Genomic DNA, 18,438 nt, shown 5'->3' with positions numbered 1-18,438 from the left:
GGTAATCAAAAATCTGATTATATCTTATCAAAAATGTATCCTTTTTCTGTAAAGTATTTTAATACGTTGGGCAATGCATATTCTAGATTTTTTGAGGCCTTGATGCTATCATGAAAAACTATAATACTTCCACTTTTTGAATTATTTATTACATTATTGAAACATTGTTTTGGAGATACGTTTTTATCCCAATCTTTTGATAAAACATCCCATAATACAATTTGATACCCGTACTTTCTTAATTCTGTAAGCTTAGATTTGCTTAGTTGTCCATACGGGGGTCTAAAAATTTTATCTTTTATTTTTATGTGCTCGTTTATTTTTTTTTCGCATTCTAGAACATTATTGACATATTTAGAAAAAGTACTTTTTCTAGCTTTTAGATGATTCATAGTATGATTCCCGATACGATGTCCTTCTACAATGATTCTGTTAAAAACTTCAGGATGTTTTTTAATGTTTTCTCCAATAGAGAAGAAAGTAGCTTTTGCGTTAAATAGGTTTAATTGATCTAGAACAAATTCCGTAACTTCAGGAATAGGCCCATCATCAAAGGTGAGATAAATCGTTTTCTGTTTTCTATCATAAAAATCCCAAATATAATTTGGGAATAGTAGTTTAATACTCTCTGGTGTTTTGGCTGGGATTATTTTCAAGCTAGTTATAAAAATTGAGCCTCTTTTTTAAAGAGGCTCAATGAATTTTATGAATTTGGTATGCTATCTAAAGAATCGATAGTTTGAGTTCCTTCTAGAAGTTCTTTTCCTATTGAGCTATTCTCATCTAATTCCTCTATTGTCATTGGTTGATCTCGGTCATATTCTTCATCTTCAGAATAGAGTCTGGTAAATAGTCTAAGATATCTATTAAATTCTTCTGCTTTTTCTTCTATCATATCTCTATCCTGATTGATAAGTAATAGATCGACAACACTTCTGTAGCGTTCTACATTACTAACAATTTCGCTAGCATATTGATACTGATTTTCTAATGTAAGACTTCCAAAATAAGTAAGCTGTTCTTGATATTTTTTCGCAATTTTGTTCCATAGTTCGCGTGCCTTTTCCTTTTCTCCTATTTCATAGTAACCGCTAACATATGGTTCTAATAATGTGTAATATTCATAATATTCTATGGGCATCTTTTCCATTCCGAGGTCTAGAATTTCCTTAGCCTTTTTCTTTTTCCCCTCAGTAATAAGAGCTTCTACCAATCTTGCGAGATTACTTCTGTAGGTTATAGCGTTTTTACGAGTTTCTGGGTCGTGATAGATATTAGGGTTTTCACTATTTCCCCAATTCCAACTGGTTACATTCTTATACATAACATCTGTGTCAATACGACCCATATCATATGGATTTCTTTTGTCTATTGGAGTTCTGATAGGGACTAATTTATAGGTTACTCCATCTAATTGAAGATAATCTTTCATCCACAAATAGTCATCATCTCCAAAACTACCTCCAGTAAAATATATAGGTCTTTCCCAGTTATTGTTTGCAATCATATCTAACATTAATAAGCGATTCTTGAAAAGTAAGTCTCCTTTTAAATGTATATCTATATAAGGTACAATTAGATCGGCATCTTTTTGTTGTACAATCCCGTTTCTAAGAACAGCTTCTTTATCCACAGGGATTCTAATATGTTTAGTTGGGAATGTGTTAACTTGTTTCCCATTTTGTAGATCACCTTTAGTCCTTGGATCATCTGTTTCGATCCATCGCATCCAGTTTTTAATAAGCATAGTGTCATTGGTAACCGGCTTGTAATAGATAGCGTCATTACTCCCAAATCGATAGAAATCGTGAGTTAATTGAGATGGGATCGGTTTGCCATCATATGCTGCGCGTTTCATCTGGTCAATATACCAGTCGGTTGCAAAAAGGCTAGTGTTTACCGTTCTCACATCTGTTCTGTATTCTTCTATGTCCTGAGCATACCACAAGGCAAATGTGTCATTGTCACCAATAGTAAAAAGAATTGCATCTTTCTGACATGATTGTAGATACATTTTTGCCATTGCTTGAGCAGTATATCTATTAGAACGATTATGGTCATCCCAATTCTGTGCAGCTAATAAAACCGGAACAGCGAGTAAGCATATTACAGTTATTATGGGTGCGAGTAGTTTGGGTTTTAACGAGTTTTTTAGGATATCAAATAAAGCGTATACTCCAAAACCGATCCAGATGGCAAAAACATAAAAAGATCCAACTAATGCATAATCTCGTTCTCTGGGCTCGAAAGGTCTTTCGTTAAGATATATTTTTAATGCTAATCCCGTGAATAAGAAAAAGACTAACAAGATCCAGAAATTCTTTTTATCTCGTTGCATTTGAAATACAAAACCAATAAGCCCTAATAATAATGGTAAAAAGTAGTATGTATTACGGGCTTTATTCTTTGTTACATCTGTTGGTAAATTATCCTGAGATCCCAAATGCATTTCGTCTATAAATTTTATACCACTTAACCAATTTCCTTCTAGATCTGTATATTTTCCCTGATTATCATCTTGCCTTCCAACAAAATTCCACATAAAATACCTCCAATACATATATCCCATTTGATATTCTAACAAATATTGAATATTTGACTTGAATGAAGGTTTCTCGACATTTAGATAATCTCCAAAGGAACGCAAGAATTTGTTGTAATCATCATTGTCTAGTTTTCCTACAGCATATTCCCTTCTGAATTGTGTTACAGCTTCCAGTAATTCTGATTCATCCTGATATTCTGGTTTAATAGTAAACTTAATAGGGCCTGTAAAGTCCATATAATTTGATATATGTTCGGTACTCCACATTCTTGGTAAAAATGCTTTTTGGGCGTCATCAATATTTTGTCTGGCATTTTCCCAGTCATTTACGATATCATATTTTCCCGTTTTAAGGTTCTTTTCATATTTAGGTTTGTCATCTTCATATGGGTTTTCCTCGTCCAGTCCAGCATATATTTCGGTAAATTGTGGGCCATAAAATAAATGTGTTTCTGGATATTGTTCTAGATTATAATATGCTAATAATTCACGAGCATTATTAGGGTTATTTTCATTAATAACTGTTCCTGCGTTTGCTCTAATTGGTAGCATTATCCAACAAGAAAATCCAATAAAAATAAACAGTACACAAAGTATGGCAGAATTAATTAAAGGGTATCCTTTTTTTCGGGTCTGTTTTAAAATGAAATAGAATGCTGCGGCTATTACTAGTCCCAGAAATATAGTCCCTGAATTGAAAGGCATCCCTAAACTATTAACGAATTTTACCTCAAACCACCCAAATAGTTTTAAGGTAGATGGTAAAAGTAATTTAAAAATGAATAATAGTATGGCCACAACTACGATGTTAGCAGTAATGAAGTTTTTTAGGGTAACTTTGTAATTTTTAAAATAGTAAAGTAATCCAATAGCAGGAATTGAAAGTAATCCCATGAAGTGAATTCCAAAAGAAAGTCCGGCGATAAAAGCGATTAAGATTAACCAACGATTTCCTCGAGGATTATGCATATCTCTTTCCCAAAGTAATCCAAGATAGAAAAGTATTGATAATATGCACGTAGCCATAGCGTACACTTCTGCTTCTACTGCATTAAACCAGAAACTGTCGGTAAAAGCAAATGCAAGAGAACCTACTATTCCACTTCCCAAGGTTGCTAATGCTTTGGCTTGTGTAAATTCTTCATCTTTTATAATAACCTTTTGTACTAGAATTGTAATGGACCAAAACATAAAAAGAATGGCAAATGCACTAGCAAACGCTGAAGTCATATTTACGACAAATGCTATATTAGTTGGGTCTGATGCGAATATCGAAGCAAAAGCACCAATCATTTGAAATAAAGGTGCTCCAGGAGGATGTCCAACTTGTAATTTAGATGAGGTTGCGATATACTCACCCGCATCCCAAAAACTAGCAGTTGGTTCAACGGTTAGGTAGTAAACTAGTAAGGCTATTGTGAAAACTACCCATCCTAATATTTGATTCCACTTTTTAAAGTTGAATGTACTCATAAGATATAACTGTTATATAACGTGTGGCGAATTTAGTAATAAAAATTCTTCTCTATTGGTTTTTTTAGCAAACGCTTAACAGAAGTTTATATTTTGATAGATATATATTTAAAATTAGCGTAATATTTTTTTTAAAGTGATGATAAGACATTTTTTTTTAAAAAATGTTTGGATACTTAAAAGAAAGGTTTAAATTTGCATCCGCATTACGGAATTGGCCCATGGTGTAACTGGCAACACGTCTGTTTTTGGTACAGAAGAGTCTAGGTTCGAGCCCTAGTGGGCCAACAAAAAAGGAGTAACTTAAATGTTGCTCCTTTTTTTATTTGTAAAGTTTAAGTTTGTTGAGACAAGAAGTTTGTCTTCAGCTTAGTAGAAGGGAGTTTTGGTAGATCAATATGAAATGTGAATCTATTATAAGTTTAGGCTTTGTGTAATTCAGAAACCTTTTATCTCCTTCTTCCTTGCGATCTTCGTTATTCGATTATGCATTTGATTGATGTCTATTTTGAAATTACCAATTAGTTTTTTGTTTTATGACTGTGGATTGTTTAGTAATTATTCAGTCTCCTATATTTTACATAAGTAATGATTTTTTGAATGTGAAATTTTATTAATTAAGGGAAAAATCCCTAAATATAGGTATTTATACTTGGGTTTTTAAACTGGTTAATAGAGTACATTTGTTATGTGATCCACAAGGATCATTTGATTTGGTAGCTACCATTTATTTTGATTAATAGGCGGAATCTGAAAAGCCTTTAATAGAGTAGGAGTAATTATTTATGTTTATTAAATAATCAATTTCATACAAATGGAAAAATCTAAATCAAATCTGGATAATTATATCCAACACCTTATGTTAGATGATCAGGCTTTAGAACAATTTATTAAAAATCCATTGGCTTCTGAATCTAATTATGGTCTTACCAAAGCAGAAAGAGCAGTAATGAGAAGGGTAGTACAGCATTTACCCGCCACATCCAAAAGCGGGTTTGGGTTACGTACTAAGATTTCTTATCGACGTTCATTAAGATTATTGCAGAATGTATTGCATAATTCTGCTTCCAAAATGCATACTAATGTATTAAGAGCAAATTCTGATGTGGAATCTAGTGAAGTAAAAAACGGAGTAAGTTCAAATGGAGGAGTTTTTCATATGTACGTATACTATCCTAATGGGGGTTCTAAAGATTACACCTGTAAACAAAACAGTGATATAAATGCTGATGGAGGTCCGTATTCGAATTACAGATATTTCCAAATTGTGTTTGGGTCTGGGTATACTACTGTTTCAAGACTTTTGTTGGGCGCTTCACAGGCTTTTCCTAGTAATATAAGTTATCAAACAGTATTAGGAGGTAATCAAAAGCCTTATGTGTCAGAAATTACAATAGACGGAAATGCAATTACGGCTGATCTTAGTAATTCTTGTTACGATCTTCAGTCTAACCCTAATGCCGATTTTGCGTTTTGGTTTTATTCTATCAATGGACTGCCTAATTACGGAGGGACTAATGGAAATGAAGGTATGAGTTTTGCTGACTATTATCTTAATGATGGAGATACCGTTTATTGGCAATTGATCGCTCCTGATCAGCAATACGGTTTTCAGCCTTGTTAAAATTAATATAATAAGCCACATTCAGATAGTTGTCTTGAATGTGGCATTTTTTTGATTTTTTTGAAAGTGAATCTTTAACCCGTTGTCTAAATTTTGAAAGTTAAGACAGGTCTTTTGGCATGATTCACTACATCTTCACCAAGGCTCCCATTTATAAAGTGAGATAATCCTTTTCTCCCATGGGTGCTAATTCCGATTAAGCCAGCATCCATTGAATTGGCAAAATTTAGAATTCCTTTCTCGATATTAATGTCATTATAAATGTTTAAGGTATAGTTATCAATAGGCAAGTCGGAGATCATTAAATTCATTTTTTCTTCGGTTTCGCTTGTTGTTTTAAAGCTATTAGCGGTGTTTATCCATAATAAATGAAGTTTTGCGTTTAATTGCTTTGCGAATTCGTGAGCTGCAATTAAAGAAGGTTTGTCTTCATTGTCAAAATTTGTAGCATAAACAATATCATTGACATTAAAGATGTCGCAATCTTCTTTAATAACCAGTACTGGTTTTTCAGATGTTCGAACTACTTTCTCAGCGTTTGATCCAATAAACAATTCTTCAAACCCTGACGAGCCATGGGATCCCATTATGATAATATCAATATCATTTTTTTTGCAAGAATCCATAATACCATGAAGCACATCTTCAAAGCTTACTGTTTCAATTATTTCTATACCTTGTAAATAATCATTAGCCAAGACTTCCTCGAACTTTTTATGAGTTTGCTTCATGAAAAAAATAGCTTCTGGTGCTGGAGCCGAAGCTCCAGAAGACATTAAGTCAACTAAGTGAACTGGCATTTCTAAAATATGTAAAAGATAAATTTGGCAGTTGTTTTTTTTAGCCATCTGAGCAGCTACTTTAAGTGCGCTTTCAGCTTGAGAAGAAAAATCTGTAGGTACTAGAATTTTTTTGATCATGATTAATTGTGTTTAGGAGAATTTGTCAATAAAAAGACAGTTTTATTTCGTTTTTTGGTTAAATCAAGGACCGTGCTACAATATGTCTTTCAAGTGTTATTTTGGATAAATCATAGAGGTAATCCCTTAATAGTCATTTAAAATTACGAATAAATTCATTCTTAACTAGGTTTTGAATCTAAGATATTATTACTATCTTTGCACCGTTGAAATTAAAAAACCAAATTGAGGGGACGAAAAGTCCCCTCTTTTTATCTAATTATGTCATTAAAAGATAAAGTTCAGAGTTTATTGGAAGAAGCCCTTAATGAAAGGTCCACGCTTTTTTTGATTGATCAAAAAATACAAGGAGGTAATAGTATTGAGATCATCATTGATGGTGATGAAGGGGTGACGGTAGAAGATTGCATAGCTGTAAGCAGAGCAATTGAGCATAATCTGGATCGTGAAGAAGAAGATTTTTCATTGCAGGTAATGTCTGCGGGAGTTTCTGAAGGACTAACACATCAACGCCAGTATAAGAAAAATATAGGAAGAAAGTTGAAAATTAAAACAGAGGACAATACCACTATTGAAGGGGAATTGACTTCTGTGACAGATGACAATATAACGTTGGTTTGGAAAACCAGAGAGCCGAAACCAGTGGGTAAAGGAAAAATAACTGTAACAAAAGAAGCTTGTGTTTCGTATAAAGAAATACAAGACGCAAAAGTTATGATAACATTTTAATTATAAATTGATATGGAAAACATCGCATTAATAGATTCATTTTCAGAATTTAAGGATGATAAGTTAATCGATCGTGTTACGCTAATGGCGATCTTAGAAGATGTGTTTAGAAATGCATTAAAAAAGAAATTTGGTAGTGATGATAATTTCGATATCATTATAAATCCTGATAAGGGAGATTTAGAAATTTGGAGAAACCGTATTGTAGTTGCTGATGGAGAAGTAGAAGATGGAAATCAGGAAATATCTCTTTCTGAGGCTCAAAAAATAGAGCCTGATTTTGAAATAGGAGAAGATGTTTCTCAGGAAGTTAAATTAATAGATTTAGGAAGGCGTTCGATTTTGGCATTACGTCAAAATTTAATTTCTAAAATACATGAACACGATAATACTAATATTTATAAGCAATTTAAAGAATTAGAAGGAGAGATATATACTGCAGAAGTTCATCATATTCGTCATAGAGCAATTATTTTGTTAGACGATGAGGGTAATGAGATTATTTTACCTAAAGATAGACAGATACCATCGGATTTTTTCAGAAAAGGAGAAAATGTAAGAGGAGTAATTGAGTCTGTGGAGTTAAAAGGTAATAAACCTGCAATTGTGATGTCTAGAACTTCTCCTTTGTTTTTAGAGAAATTATTTGAATCAGAGATACCTGAGGTGTTTGATGGTTTAATTACTGTTAAGAAAGTGGTTAGGATTCCTGGTGAAAAAGCGAAGGTGGCTGTAGATTCGTATGATGATAGAATTGATCCTGTGGGAGCTTGTGTTGGTATGAAAGGGTCTCGTATTCATGGAATTGTAAGAGAACTTGGAAATGAAAATATAGATGTGATTAATTACACAAATAATTTACAACTATATATTACCAGAGCTTTAAGTCCTGCTAGAGTAACCTCTATAAAGTTAAATGAAGAAGGTGGTCGTGCAGAAGTAATGTTAAAGCCTGAAGAGGTTTCTAAAGCAATTGGGCGTGGCGGTCATAATATAAGGTTAGCAGGTCAGTTAACAGGGTATGAGATAGATGTGTTTAGAGAAGGTGTAGAGGAAGATGTAGAGTTGTCAGAATTCTCTGATGAAATTGATTCTTGGATCATAGAAGAATTTGCTAAAATAGGATTAGATACAGCTAAGAGTATTTTAGAACAAGATATTAAAGATTTAGTAAAAAGAACAGATCTCGAGGAAGAGACTGTGGGTGAAGTTATTAGAATATTAAAATCAGAATTTGAAGATTAATAACTTCAATTAATTTATATTTGAGCATAAAATAAAAGGCATTTATGGCTGAAGCAAAAACAATGAGATTAAATAAGGTATTACGTGAATTCAATATCTCGCTAGATCGGGCTGTTGACTTTTTGAATTCAAAAGGTCATGAGATAGACTCACGTCCTACCACAAAAATTTCTACAGAGATCTATCAGCTGTTGTTTGATGAATTCCAGACAGACAAGAGTAAGAAAGTGGCTTCCAAAGAGGTTGGTGAGGAAAAAAGAAAAGAAAAGGAAGCGCTTCGAGTGCAGATAGAGACAGAACAGGAAGAAAGGCGCAAGCGTGCTGAAGCCCGTGAAGTTGTAAAAGCTAAAGCCCAATTAACAGGACCTAAGCAGGTAGGTAAGATCGAATTGGATAAGAAGGAGAAAGAAGAAGTTGCGGAACAGCCCGAAGAAAAAGAAGCAACAAAAACAGCAGAAGCTCCTAAGAAGGAAGAGGTAAAAGAAAAAGAAAAGGAGCAAACTAAGGAACCTGAAGTGGTTTCTAATAGACCTGCAAAAAAAGGTATAAAAATAGCAAAAGTGGCTCCTATCGATTTAGAGCAAAAAAAGGCTGTAAAACAAGCCGAGCAATCAGCTCCTAAAAAAGAGTCTCCTGTTTCACAAGAACCGGAAGCTCCAGCTGAACCTGTAAAAGTTGCTACTCAATATAAGAAATTGGATGGGCCTAATTTTACAGGTCAAAAAATTGATTTAACTAAATTTCAGAAACCACCTAAAAAGAAGGAAGAGAAATCTGATAAGTCTTCTGATGGAGATGCAAAAAAGCGTCGTAGAAGAATAAGTAAAGATGGTGCTTCTAAGCCTGGAGGACCTGGAAATAGAGGTGGAAATCGTGGCCCTGGAAATCGTGGTCCTGGAAATCGTGGACCCGGAAATCGTGGCCCTGGAAAAGGGAAAAGGCCAACTGTTGTTAAAGAAGAGCCAAGCGAAGAAGAAGTACAAAAGCAGGTTAGAGAGACTCTTGAAAAACTTCAAGGGAAATCAAATAAATCTAAAGCCGCAAAATATCGTAGAGATAAGCGTGATCAACACCGTCAAAAAGCGGAAGATGATGTAGCTCAACAAGAACAAGAAAGTAAAGTGTTGAAAGTAACAGAATTTGTTACTGTTTCAGAGGTAGCGACTATGATGGACGTTCCTACAACGCAAGTAATTTCAGCTTGTATGTCTCTTGGTATTATGGTTACGATGAATCAACGTTTGGATGCAGAGACATTGTCTATTGTTGCTGATGAATTTGGTTATGAGGTAGATTTCGTTACTTCTGATATAGAGGAATCAATTGAAGAAATTGTTGATGCTCCAGAAGATCTTGTTCTAAGAGCGCCTATTGTTACTGTAATGGGACACGTAGATCACGGTAAAACTTCTTTGCTGGATTATATTCGTGAAGAGAATGTGATTGCAGGAGAAAGTGGTGGGATTACTCAACATATTGGTGCATACGGTGTACAGTTGGAAAATGGGCAAAAAATAGCATTCTTAGATACACCTGGTCACGAAGCGTTTACAGCGATGCGTGCTCGTGGTGCTCAGGTTACGGATTTAGCTATTATTGTAATTGCAGCAGATGATGATGTAATGCCGCAGACAAAAGAAGCAATTAGTCATGCTCAAGCCGCAGGAGTTCCTATAATTTTTGCAATAAATAAAGTAGATAGACAGGAAGCTAATCCGGAAAAGATAAAAGAGAAGCTGGCTTCTATGAATTTATTGGTAGAAGATTGGGGTGGAAAAATTCAATCTCACGATATCTCTGCTAAAACTGGATTAGGAGTTAAGGAGCTTTTAGAGAAAGTATTATTGGAGGCTGAAATTCTTGAATTGAAGGCTAATCCAGATCGATTTGCTTCGGGAACAGTAGTGGAGGCTTTCCTTGATAAAGGTAGAGGATATGTATCTACAATTTTGGTGCAAACAGGAACCTTAAGTGTGGGAGATTATGTATTAGCTGGTAAGAATAGTGGAAAGGTGAAGGCGATGCAGGATGAACGAGGAAATAATGTTAAGAAGGCAGGGCCATCTACTCCGGTTTCAATTTTAGGTCTCGATGGTGCGCCGCAAGCAGGTGATAAATTTAGTGTTTTAGAGGATGAAAGAGAGGCTAAAGATATAGCGTCTAAAAGAGCTCAATTGCATAGAGAGCAATCTGTAAGAACACAACGACATATTACGCTTGATGAGATTGGACGTCGAATTGCTCTTGGAGACTTTAAAGAATTAAATATTATCCTTAAAGGTGATGTGGATGGTTCCGTAGAAGCTTTAACAGATTCTTTCCAGAAATTATCTACAGAAGAAATTCATGTAAATATTATTCATAAAGCTGTTGGTGCTATTACAGAGAGTGATGTGTTGTTAGCTTCGGCTTCTGATGCAATAATCATTGGATTTAATGTAAGGCCTGCGGGGAATGCTCGCCAGGTTGCAGATAAAGAAGAAATCGATATCAGAACATATTCTATTATCTATGACGCAATCAATGATCTGAAAGATGCAATGGAAGGTATGCTTTCTCCGGTTATGAAAGAGGAGATTACTGGTACGGCGGAAATCAGAGAAACATTTAAGATTTCTAAAGTTGGTACTATTGCAGGTTGTATGGTACAAACTGGTAAGATAATCCGTAATGCTGGAATACGACTAATCCGTGAAGGTGTGGTTGTGTTTACTGGAGAATTGTCTTCTCTGAAGAGATTTAAAGATGATGCAAAAGAAGTGTCGAAAGGATACGATTGTGGATTACAAGTCAAGAATTATAATGATATTAAAATAGGAGATGTAATTGAATCTTTCCAGGAAGTAGCTGTGAAGAAAAAATTATAAAACCTTAAGTTTTATATAATATAGAAAAAGCCCGATCATATGATCGGGCTTTTTGTTTTTTAATGTGCAATGGTGTTTATTTTTTTTCTGGCTTAAAAGGGAATGCACCTGCAAATTCTTTTTTAATGTCCTTTAGGGCTCGGTCTGTTTCTAGTTTACTTCTGTAGTTACCGATCCAAACTTTAAAATCTGGAGTTTCCCATTTTATGTCGGTTCTCCATTGCGGAAAAGTAGCCTCTGCTTTCTTTAGGACCTTTTGAGCTTCATTCATATTTCCATTATATAATTGAACTCTGTAATTCTCACTAAGCACACCTTCTTTGTCCATTTTCGTCTTGATGTCCAATAGTTGCTTAATTCTAGGGTCTTGATTAATAGTGATGACTGGTTTGGCATGAGGAGCTATCTCTATTGTGGTAAAAACCGATGGATTATCGGAATTAGTAGAGTCCTGTGCACTTAGATAAGTGATTCCTGTAAAACAAAAACCTAGTAGTAAAAGGTTGTTTTTTTTATTTAAAATTCTCATTACAAATAGATTTGGTACAAAGGTAAAGTTTAATAACTCAATTTCCTTTAAAAATATTATTTAGAATAGTTATAAATTAGCACTTAACAGTTCGCTAACATTTCTAAAATCGACTTATTATAGTACTTTTGCTGTCGAATTAAATGGGCGTGGTTTTTACCCGTTTTTTGCTAATAGTGAAAAAACCATACCAAAATTTAGACGATAATTCTACTTAATAATATGAAACAGGTGAAATACCGAAATTCAGCCTCAAAACTCCTACTTTTAGGAACTGTTTTTTTATTCTCTTTATTGAATCCAGTTTTTGCTCAGGAAGAACCGGCATCAACTGAAGTTGTTGCTGAGGAATCTGCCGCAGGTGGAGATGTAGCTAAAGGGGAAGCGTTATTTAAATCGCTATGTGCTGCTTGTCATAAGCGTTACAAAAAGATGACAGGTCCGGCACTGTTCGGAGTTAAAGAAAGGCGTGATACAGAATGGTTGTATTCTTGGATAAAGAATAGTGCAGCTATGATTGCTTCTGGTGATGCAGATGCAGTGGCAATTTGGGAGGAGTATAATAAAACTCCTATGAATGCATTTCCGCAATTAACTAACACAGATATTGATAATATCTTAGCGTATGTTTCTGTGCCGAAAGCTACACCGGAAGTTCCTAAGGGAGGTCCTGATGTAGACGGTAAAAGTTCGGATTCCGGGGTTTCTTCTAATCTTGTTTTGGCGGCTTTAGCATTAGTGTTTCTGATGTTAGTAGTTGTGTTGTTTTTAGTAAACAAAACACTTAGGAGTTTTGCAGTAGCTAACGGAGTTGAATTACCAGAGACGGAAGCTAGGACTCCAATATGGGAAGCATTTGTAAAGAATCAATTTTTAGTATTAGTAACAGCAATATTTTTGTTGTTAGCTAGTGGTTACTTTGTGTATGGGTATTTTATGCAAGTAGGAGTTGATCAAGGGTATATGCCAATTCAGCCAATTCATTATTCTCATAAGATTCACGCTGGTGATAATAAGATAGAGTGTAAGTATTGTCACTCTTCTGCTAGGGTTTCTAAGCATTCTGGAATTCCTTCACTAAATGTATGTATGAACTGTCATAAATCAATTAGTGAGGTAGCAGATGCCACGGCAACAGCTGATTACTCTAAAGAATTTTATGATGGAGAGATTAAGAAATTATATAAGGCCGTAGGTTGGGATGAAAATACACAATCTTACACTGGGGATACTGAGCCTGTTAAATGGGTTCGTATTCATAATCTTCCTGATTTTGCATATTTCAATCACTCTCAGCACGTAAGTGTGGCGGGAATAGAGTGTCAGAAATGTCATGGGCCCGTGGAAGAGATGGAGATTATGTATCAACATGCTCCGCTAACTATGGGATGGTGTATCAATTGTCATAGAGAAACCAATGTAAAAACGGAAGGCAACGAATATTATGAAAAAATTCATACAGAATTGTCTAAGAAGTACGGGGTGGACAAACTCACTGCTGCTCAAATGGGTGGTCTAGAATGTGGTAAGTGCCATTATTAATAAATGATTTATTCGTTTAAGCGAGAAAATAAGTAAGAAGCTAATATCAATTATATATGTCATCAAACAAGAAATACTGGAAAAGTGTTGAAGAGCTAAAAGAAAATAGCTCTATTGTTGAGACGCTACAACAAAATGAGTTCGTTCAGGAAGTTCCTACGGATGAGTTTTTAGGGGATAAATCATCTCTGGAGAATTCTTCAACTTCACGTCGTGATTTTCTTAAATATGTAGGTTTTAGTACAGCAGCTGCGTCTTTGGCAGCTTGTGAAGGACCAGTTATTAAGTCAATACCATATGTAGTGCAGCCAGAAAGAATTGTTCCTGGTGTTGCTAACTATTATGCAACTACAATTGCTGATGGTTTTGATTTTGCAAGTGTTTTAATTAAGACAAGAGAAGGTCGTCCAATAAAGGTAGAGAATAATAATCTTGCTACTTCTAATGGAGAAGCAAACGCTAGGGTCCATGCGTCAGTTCTGTCATTGTATGATAGTTCTCGTTTACAGGGGCCTAAAAAAGCAAAAGAAGATATTAGTTGGGAAGACCTTGATAAAGAAGTTGGTGTTAAACTAAATAGCCTTGGTGGTAAGCAAATTGTATTGTTGACTCAGACATTTGCAAGCCCTTCAACCTCTAAATTGATATCAGAATTTAAGGCTAAATATGGTAACGTTTCTCACGTAGTATATGACGCTGTTTCTTCTAGTGAGGCTTTAGATGCCTATGAGATGATGTATGGTGAAAGAGCACTTGCGGATTATGATTTTTCTAAGGTAAATACTGTTGTTAGTATTGCTGCGGATTTCTTAGGAGATTGGCAAGGAGGGGGATATGATTCTGGTTATGCTAAAGGACGTATTCCAAAAAATGGAAAAATGTCAAAGCATATTCAGTTCGAGGCAAATATGTCACTTTCTGGAGCAAATGCAGATAAAAGAATTAAGGCTACACCTACACAACAAAAACAGGTGTTAGCTGCATTATATAAGTATGTAACAGGTGCTGGATCCAAAGGATCATTAGATGCGGAATTGGATGCAGCGGTTGTAAAGGCTGCTAAACAAATCCAGAAAGCTGGAAGTAACGCTGTTGTTGTTTCAGGAATTCAGGATGTAGATGCACAATTATTGGTTTTAGATATTAATAAACATATCAATAGTAAAGCTTTTAATGAGAGTACACCAAGAAAAATACGTCAGGGTAATGCGAAAGCTGTTGCTCAGTTAGTAAAAGATATGAACGCAGGACGTGTTGGAGGTCTTTTAATTGCAGGCGTTAATCCGGTATACTCTCTTTCTAATGCAGCGGAGTTTAAAGCTGGTTTAGAAAAAGTGGATATATCAGTAGCATTTAGTATGCATGAGGATGAAACTGCTTCAAGTTGTAATTATATTGCTACAACCCCTCATTATTTAGAGTCTTGGGGAGATGTTGAGTTAAAGAAAGGAAGCTACAGTTTAGTACAGCCTACTATTCGACCTTTATTTGATGCAAGGCAGTTTCAGGAAACACTATTAAAGTGGACTAGAAATAATGTTACATATAATGATTACATTAAAAGTGCTTGGACAGGTGTTCTAGGTGGAACTTCTTGGAATCAAGCATTACACGATGGAGTGTTAGTTAAGCCAGTATTGGCAAAGGAGTCGTTAGAAACTGCTATTGCTACTCCAGAAGGAGATACTATAGAAACTGAAGTTCAAACAGCTCCGACTGGTCCTAATGTAGGTGCTGCAGCAAGAAGGTTATCTACTGCAAAATCAAATGGACTAGAACTTACATTATATACAAAAACTGCTTTAGGAGATGGACAACAGGCTAATAACCCTTGGTTACAAGAAATGCCTGATCCAATAACTCGAGCTTCTTGGGATAACTATTTAACAGTTTCCAGGGCAGATGCGGAATCTGAATCTCTTGGTTTAATTAATGAGAATGTGGCTAACGGAGCGTTAAACGGTAGTTATGCCACTGTTACTGTTAATGGTGTTAGTGTAACAGCACCAGTTATTATACAGCCAGGACAAGCTCAAGGATCTATTGGGTTAGCTTTAGGATACGGTAAGAAAGCTGGTCTAAAAGAGGAAATGCAAGTAGGTGTAAATGCGTATGCATTATACCAAAATCAAAATGCAGTTCAATCTGTAACATTGGCAAAAGCTGAAGGTACACACGAATTTGCTTGTGTGCAGTTGCATAATACATTAATGGGTCGTGGTGATATCATCAAAGAAACGACTCTTGAAATTTTCAATACAAAAGATAAACACGAATGGAATGCAATTCCAGAAGTGAGTAAGAATCATATAGAATACGAAGTAACTTCACCAGAAGTAGATCTTTGGGATGAATTTGATCGTTCAATAGGACATCATTTTAATCTTTCTATTGATTTAAATGCGTGTACTGGATGTGGAGCTTGTGTGATAGCATGTCACGCAGAAAATAATGTTCCTGTTGTAGGTAAGTCAGAGATCAGAAGATCTCGTGATATGCACTGGTTACGTATTGACCGTTATTATTCTTCAGAGGATAGCTTTGATGGGGATAATAAAAAGAAAGATAACATGAAAGGGTTAGGAAGCTCCTTGTCTGAGTTTGGAGAGATGGAAGTCCCTTCTGATAATCCAGAAGTTGCATTTCAGCCGGTAATGTGTCAACACTGTAATCACGCACCTTGTGAAACTGTTTGTCCTGTTGCTGCAACGTCTCACGGAAGACAAGGTCAGAATCATATGGCATATAACCGTTGTGTAGGTACTAGATATTGTGCGAACAACTGTCCTTACAAAGTACGTAGATTTAACTGGTTCTTGTATAACGAAAATGACGAGTTTGATTATCATATGAATAATGACTTAGGTCGTATGGTATTGAATCCTGATGTTACTGTTCGTTCTAGAGGAGTTATGGAAAAATGCTCTATGTGTATTCAAATGACTCAAAAGACAATTTTGGATGCTAAGAGAGATGGAAGAGCGATTAAGGATGGAGAATTCCAAACAGCTTGTTCGGCGGCTTGTTCTTCTGGAGCTATGACATTTGGTGATATAAATGATAAGGATAGTGAAGTAGCTAAATTAACAGAGGATAAACGTATGTATCACTTACTGGAGCATGTAGGTACTAAACCTAATGTGATGTATCACACGAAAGTAAGGAATACTACAGAAGCCTAATTAACTAAATAAAGAATCAATTCAATTATAAAGGATTATGTCTCATTACGAAGCACCTATAAGAAAACCTTTAGTAACTGGCGATAAAACGTACCACGATGTCACTGTGGATGTTGCTGCACCAGTTGAAGGTAAAGCAAATAAATCTTGGTGGATTGTGTTTTCTATCGCTCTTTTTGCTTTCCTATGGGGAATAGGTTGTATAATTTACACAGTGTCTACAGGTATTGGAACCTGGGGATTAAATAAAACAGTAGGATGGGCCTGGGATATTACCAACTTTGTTTGGTGGGTAGGAATAGGTCACGCTGGAACTTTAATTTCAGCAGTATTATTGTTATTCCGTCAAAAGTGGAGAATGGCGATTAATAGATCTGCAGAAGCAATGACGATATTTTCGGTTATTCAAGCAGGTTTATTCCCAATTATACATATGGGACGTCCTTGGTTAGCATATTGGGTATTGCCTATTCCGAATCAGTTTGGTTCTTTATGGGTAAACTTTAATTCACCATTACTTTGGGATGTATTTGCAATTTCCACCTATCTTTCGGTATCATTAGTATTTTGGTGGACTGGTTTATTACCTGATTTTGCAATGATCAGAGACCGCGCAATTACACCTTTTAATAAGAAAATATATGGTATCCTTTCATTTGGATGGAGTGGTAGAGCTAAAGATTGGCAACGTTTTGAAGAAGTATCTTTAGTACTTGCAGGTTTAGCAACACCATTGGTACTTTCTGTGCATACGATTGTATCCTTTGATTTTGCTACCTCGGTTATTCCTGGATGGCATACAACGATCTTTCCTCCTTATTTTGTTGCAGGGGCGATTTTCTCAGGATTTGCTATGGTAAATACACTTCTTATTATAATGAGAAAGGTGTCTAAATTAGAAAACTATATCACAATACAACATATCGAATTGATGAATATTGTAATTATGATTACAGGTTCTATAGTAGGTGTGGCATATATAACTGAGCTGTTTGTTGCTTGGTACTCTGGTGTTGAGTACGAACAGTATGCATTCTTAAACAGAGCAACTGGGCCTTATTGGTGGGCATACTGGGCAATGATGTCTTGTAATGTATTCTCACCACAGTTTATGTGGTTCCCTAAACTAAGAAGAAGTATAATGTTCTCTTTTATAATTTCTATAGTTGTTAATATAGGTATGTGGTTTGAGCGGTTTGTAATTATTGTGACTTCACTTCACAGAGATTATTTACCATCATCTTGGACAATGTTTTCGCCTACATTTGTTGATATAGGAATATTTATAGGAACAATAGGATTCTTCTTTGTGTTATTTTTACTGTATGCACGTACATTCCCTGTTATAGCTCAAGCAGAGGTAAAAACAATTTTGAAATCATCAGGAGAAAAATATAAAAAACTTAGAGAAGCAGGTATAGATCATAGAGATGAGTTGCCTAAAGTAAAAGCTAAGGTGATCTATGAGGGTACTTCTGCAATTGTTGAGACTGAACCGTCTAAAGAAAATGAAGCAAGTCAGAAGGATATAAGTAGCCTATTGGATAACTTAGGAGCTTTTGATGCAACTACTCAGACAGCTGATGATCTTAAAAAGGTTAACGGTATTGGTCCAGTAATGGAGAAAAAGCTTAATGAGATAGGTATTTATACTTTTGATCAAGTAAGTAAGATGACCGAAACGGAATATAATTTATTAGATAGTATCACAGGATCTTTTCCAGGAAGAGCACAACGCGATGATTGGGCAGGACAAGCTGAAAAATTAAAAAACAACTAGAA

The 18,438-nt window shown here is 35.3% G+C and carries 11 protein-coding genes and 1 tRNA gene; 8 read left to right on the top strand and 4 right to left on the bottom strand.

What is annotated here, in order from left to right:
- Positions 1-17: 17 nt before the first annotated feature.
- Together Q0921_RS09140 and Q0921_RS09135 are read right to left on the bottom strand one after the other, a co-directional pair.
- A complete protein-coding gene (locus Q0921_RS09140) occupies positions 18-656 on the bottom strand; it encodes a polysaccharide deacetylase family protein (RefSeq protein WP_299256017.1) in 639 nt (212 codons plus the stop codon).
- Positions 657-703: 47 nt separating this feature from the next.
- Positions 704-4,018, bottom strand: coding sequence for a DUF2723 domain-containing protein (locus Q0921_RS09135; RefSeq protein WP_299256014.1), 3,315 nt, complete (start codon positions 4,016-4,018; stop codon positions 704-706).
- A 215-nt stretch (positions 4,019-4,233) separates the two neighbouring features.
- Between Q0921_RS09135 and Q0921_RS09130 the strand changes: the two genes are divergently transcribed.
- Positions 4,234-4,306: transfer RNA gene (locus tag Q0921_RS09130), tRNA-Gln, on the top strand.
- A 526-nt stretch (positions 4,307-4,832) separates the two neighbouring features.
- Positions 4,833-5,642, top strand: coding sequence for a hypothetical protein (locus Q0921_RS09125; RefSeq protein ID WP_299256012.1), 810 nt, complete (start codon positions 4,833-4,835; stop codon positions 5,640-5,642).
- An 86-nt stretch (positions 5,643-5,728) separates the two neighbouring features.
- On the opposite strand, the gene Q0921_RS09120 is transcribed toward Q0921_RS09125, so the two are convergent.
- On the bottom strand, positions 5,729-6,562 hold the full coding sequence (locus Q0921_RS09120; RefSeq protein ID WP_366519999.1) for a universal stress protein: 834 nt from the start codon (positions 6,560-6,562) through the stop codon (positions 5,729-5,731).
- A gap of 261 nt (positions 6,563-6,823) precedes the next feature.
- On the opposite strand from Q0921_RS09120, the gene rimP reads away from it, so the two are divergent.
- Genes rimP through infB form a run of 3 tightly spaced genes read left to right on the top strand, consistent with a single transcriptional unit; the run spans position 6,824 to position 11,403 of the window.
- Entirely contained in the window at positions 6,824-7,291 is a 468-nt protein-coding gene (gene rimP / locus Q0921_RS09115; protein ID WP_299256010.1) for a ribosome assembly cofactor RimP, read from the top strand.
- A 12-nt stretch (positions 7,292-7,303) separates the two neighbouring features.
- Complete coding sequence (gene nusA / locus Q0921_RS09110) at positions 7,304-8,536, top strand: transcription termination factor NusA (protein WP_118459133.1); 1,233 nt, start codon at positions 7,304-7,306, stop codon at positions 8,534-8,536.
- Positions 8,537-8,580: 44 nt separating this feature from the next.
- On the top strand, positions 8,581-11,403 hold the full coding sequence (gene infB / locus Q0921_RS09105) for a translation initiation factor IF-2 (protein ID WP_299256007.1): 2,823 nt from the start codon (positions 8,581-8,583) through the stop codon (positions 11,401-11,403).
- 76 nt (positions 11,404-11,479) lie between these two features.
- Here the strand turns inward: infB and Q0921_RS09100 are convergent, their stop codons facing one another.
- Positions 11,480-11,932, bottom strand: a complete 453-nt coding sequence (locus Q0921_RS09100) for an SPOR domain-containing protein (RefSeq protein ID WP_299256005.1) — start codon at positions 11,930-11,932, stop codon at positions 11,480-11,482.
- Between the two features lie 222 nt (positions 11,933-12,154).
- Between Q0921_RS09100 and Q0921_RS09095 the strand changes: the two genes are divergently transcribed.
- The 3 genes from Q0921_RS09095 to nrfD are packed head-to-tail and all read left to right on the top strand — an operon-like array spanning position 12,155 to position 18,436.
- On the top strand, positions 12,155-13,474 hold the full coding sequence (locus Q0921_RS09095; protein ID WP_299256003.1) for a c-type cytochrome: 1,320 nt from the start codon (positions 12,155-12,157) through the stop codon (positions 13,472-13,474).
- Positions 13,475-13,530: 56 nt separating this feature from the next.
- Complete coding sequence (locus Q0921_RS09090; RefSeq protein WP_299256001.1) at positions 13,531-16,656, top strand: TAT-variant-translocated molybdopterin oxidoreductase; 3,126 nt, start codon at positions 13,531-13,533, stop codon at positions 16,654-16,656.
- A 34-nt stretch (positions 16,657-16,690) separates the two neighbouring features.
- Positions 16,691-18,436, top strand: a complete 1,746-nt coding sequence (gene nrfD, locus Q0921_RS09085; protein ID WP_299256141.1) for an NrfD/PsrC family molybdoenzyme membrane anchor subunit — start codon at positions 16,691-16,693, stop codon at positions 18,434-18,436.
- Positions 18,437-18,438: the final 2 nt, after the last annotated feature.

Origin of the sequence: uncultured Aquimarina sp., assembly GCF_947496855.1 — a bacterium.
GTDB lineage: Bacteria > Bacteroidota > Bacteroidia > Flavobacteriales > Flavobacteriaceae > Aquimarina.
The sequence above is the reverse complement of the archived record's forward strand: the minus strand, read 5'-3'. Positions and strand labels throughout refer to the sequence as shown.

What these genes read in the sequence shown, in the direction of transcription:
- rimP (WP_299256010.1), top strand. Translation starts at nt 6,824, where the DNA reads ATGTCATTAAAAGATAAAGTTCAGAGTTTATTGGAAGAAGCCCTTAAT.
- Q0921_RS09090 (WP_299256001.1), top strand. Translation starts at nt 13,531, where the DNA reads ATGTCATCAAACAAGAAATACTGGAAAAGTGTTGAAGAGCTAAAAGAA.
- Q0921_RS09095 (WP_299256003.1), top strand. Translation starts at nt 12,155, where the DNA reads ATGAAACAGGTGAAATACCGAAATTCAGCCTCAAAACTCCTACTTTTA.
- Q0921_RS09120 (WP_366519999.1), bottom strand. Translation starts at nt 6,562, where the DNA reads ATGATCAAAAAAATTCTAGTACCTACAGATTTTTCTTCTCAAGCTGAA.
- infB (WP_299256007.1), top strand. Translation starts at nt 8,581, where the DNA reads ATGGCTGAAGCAAAAACAATGAGATTAAATAAGGTATTACGTGAATTC.
- nusA (WP_118459133.1), top strand. Translation starts at nt 7,304, where the DNA reads ATGGAAAACATCGCATTAATAGATTCATTTTCAGAATTTAAGGATGAT.
- Q0921_RS09100 (WP_299256005.1), bottom strand. Translation starts at nt 11,932, where the DNA reads ATGAGAATTTTAAATAAAAAAAACAACCTTTTACTACTAGGTTTTTGT.
- Q0921_RS09135 (WP_299256014.1), bottom strand. Translation starts at nt 4,018, where the DNA reads ATGAGTACATTCAACTTTAAAAAGTGGAATCAAATATTAGGATGGGTA.
- Q0921_RS09125 (WP_299256012.1), top strand. Translation starts at nt 4,833, where the DNA reads ATGGAAAAATCTAAATCAAATCTGGATAATTATATCCAACACCTTATG.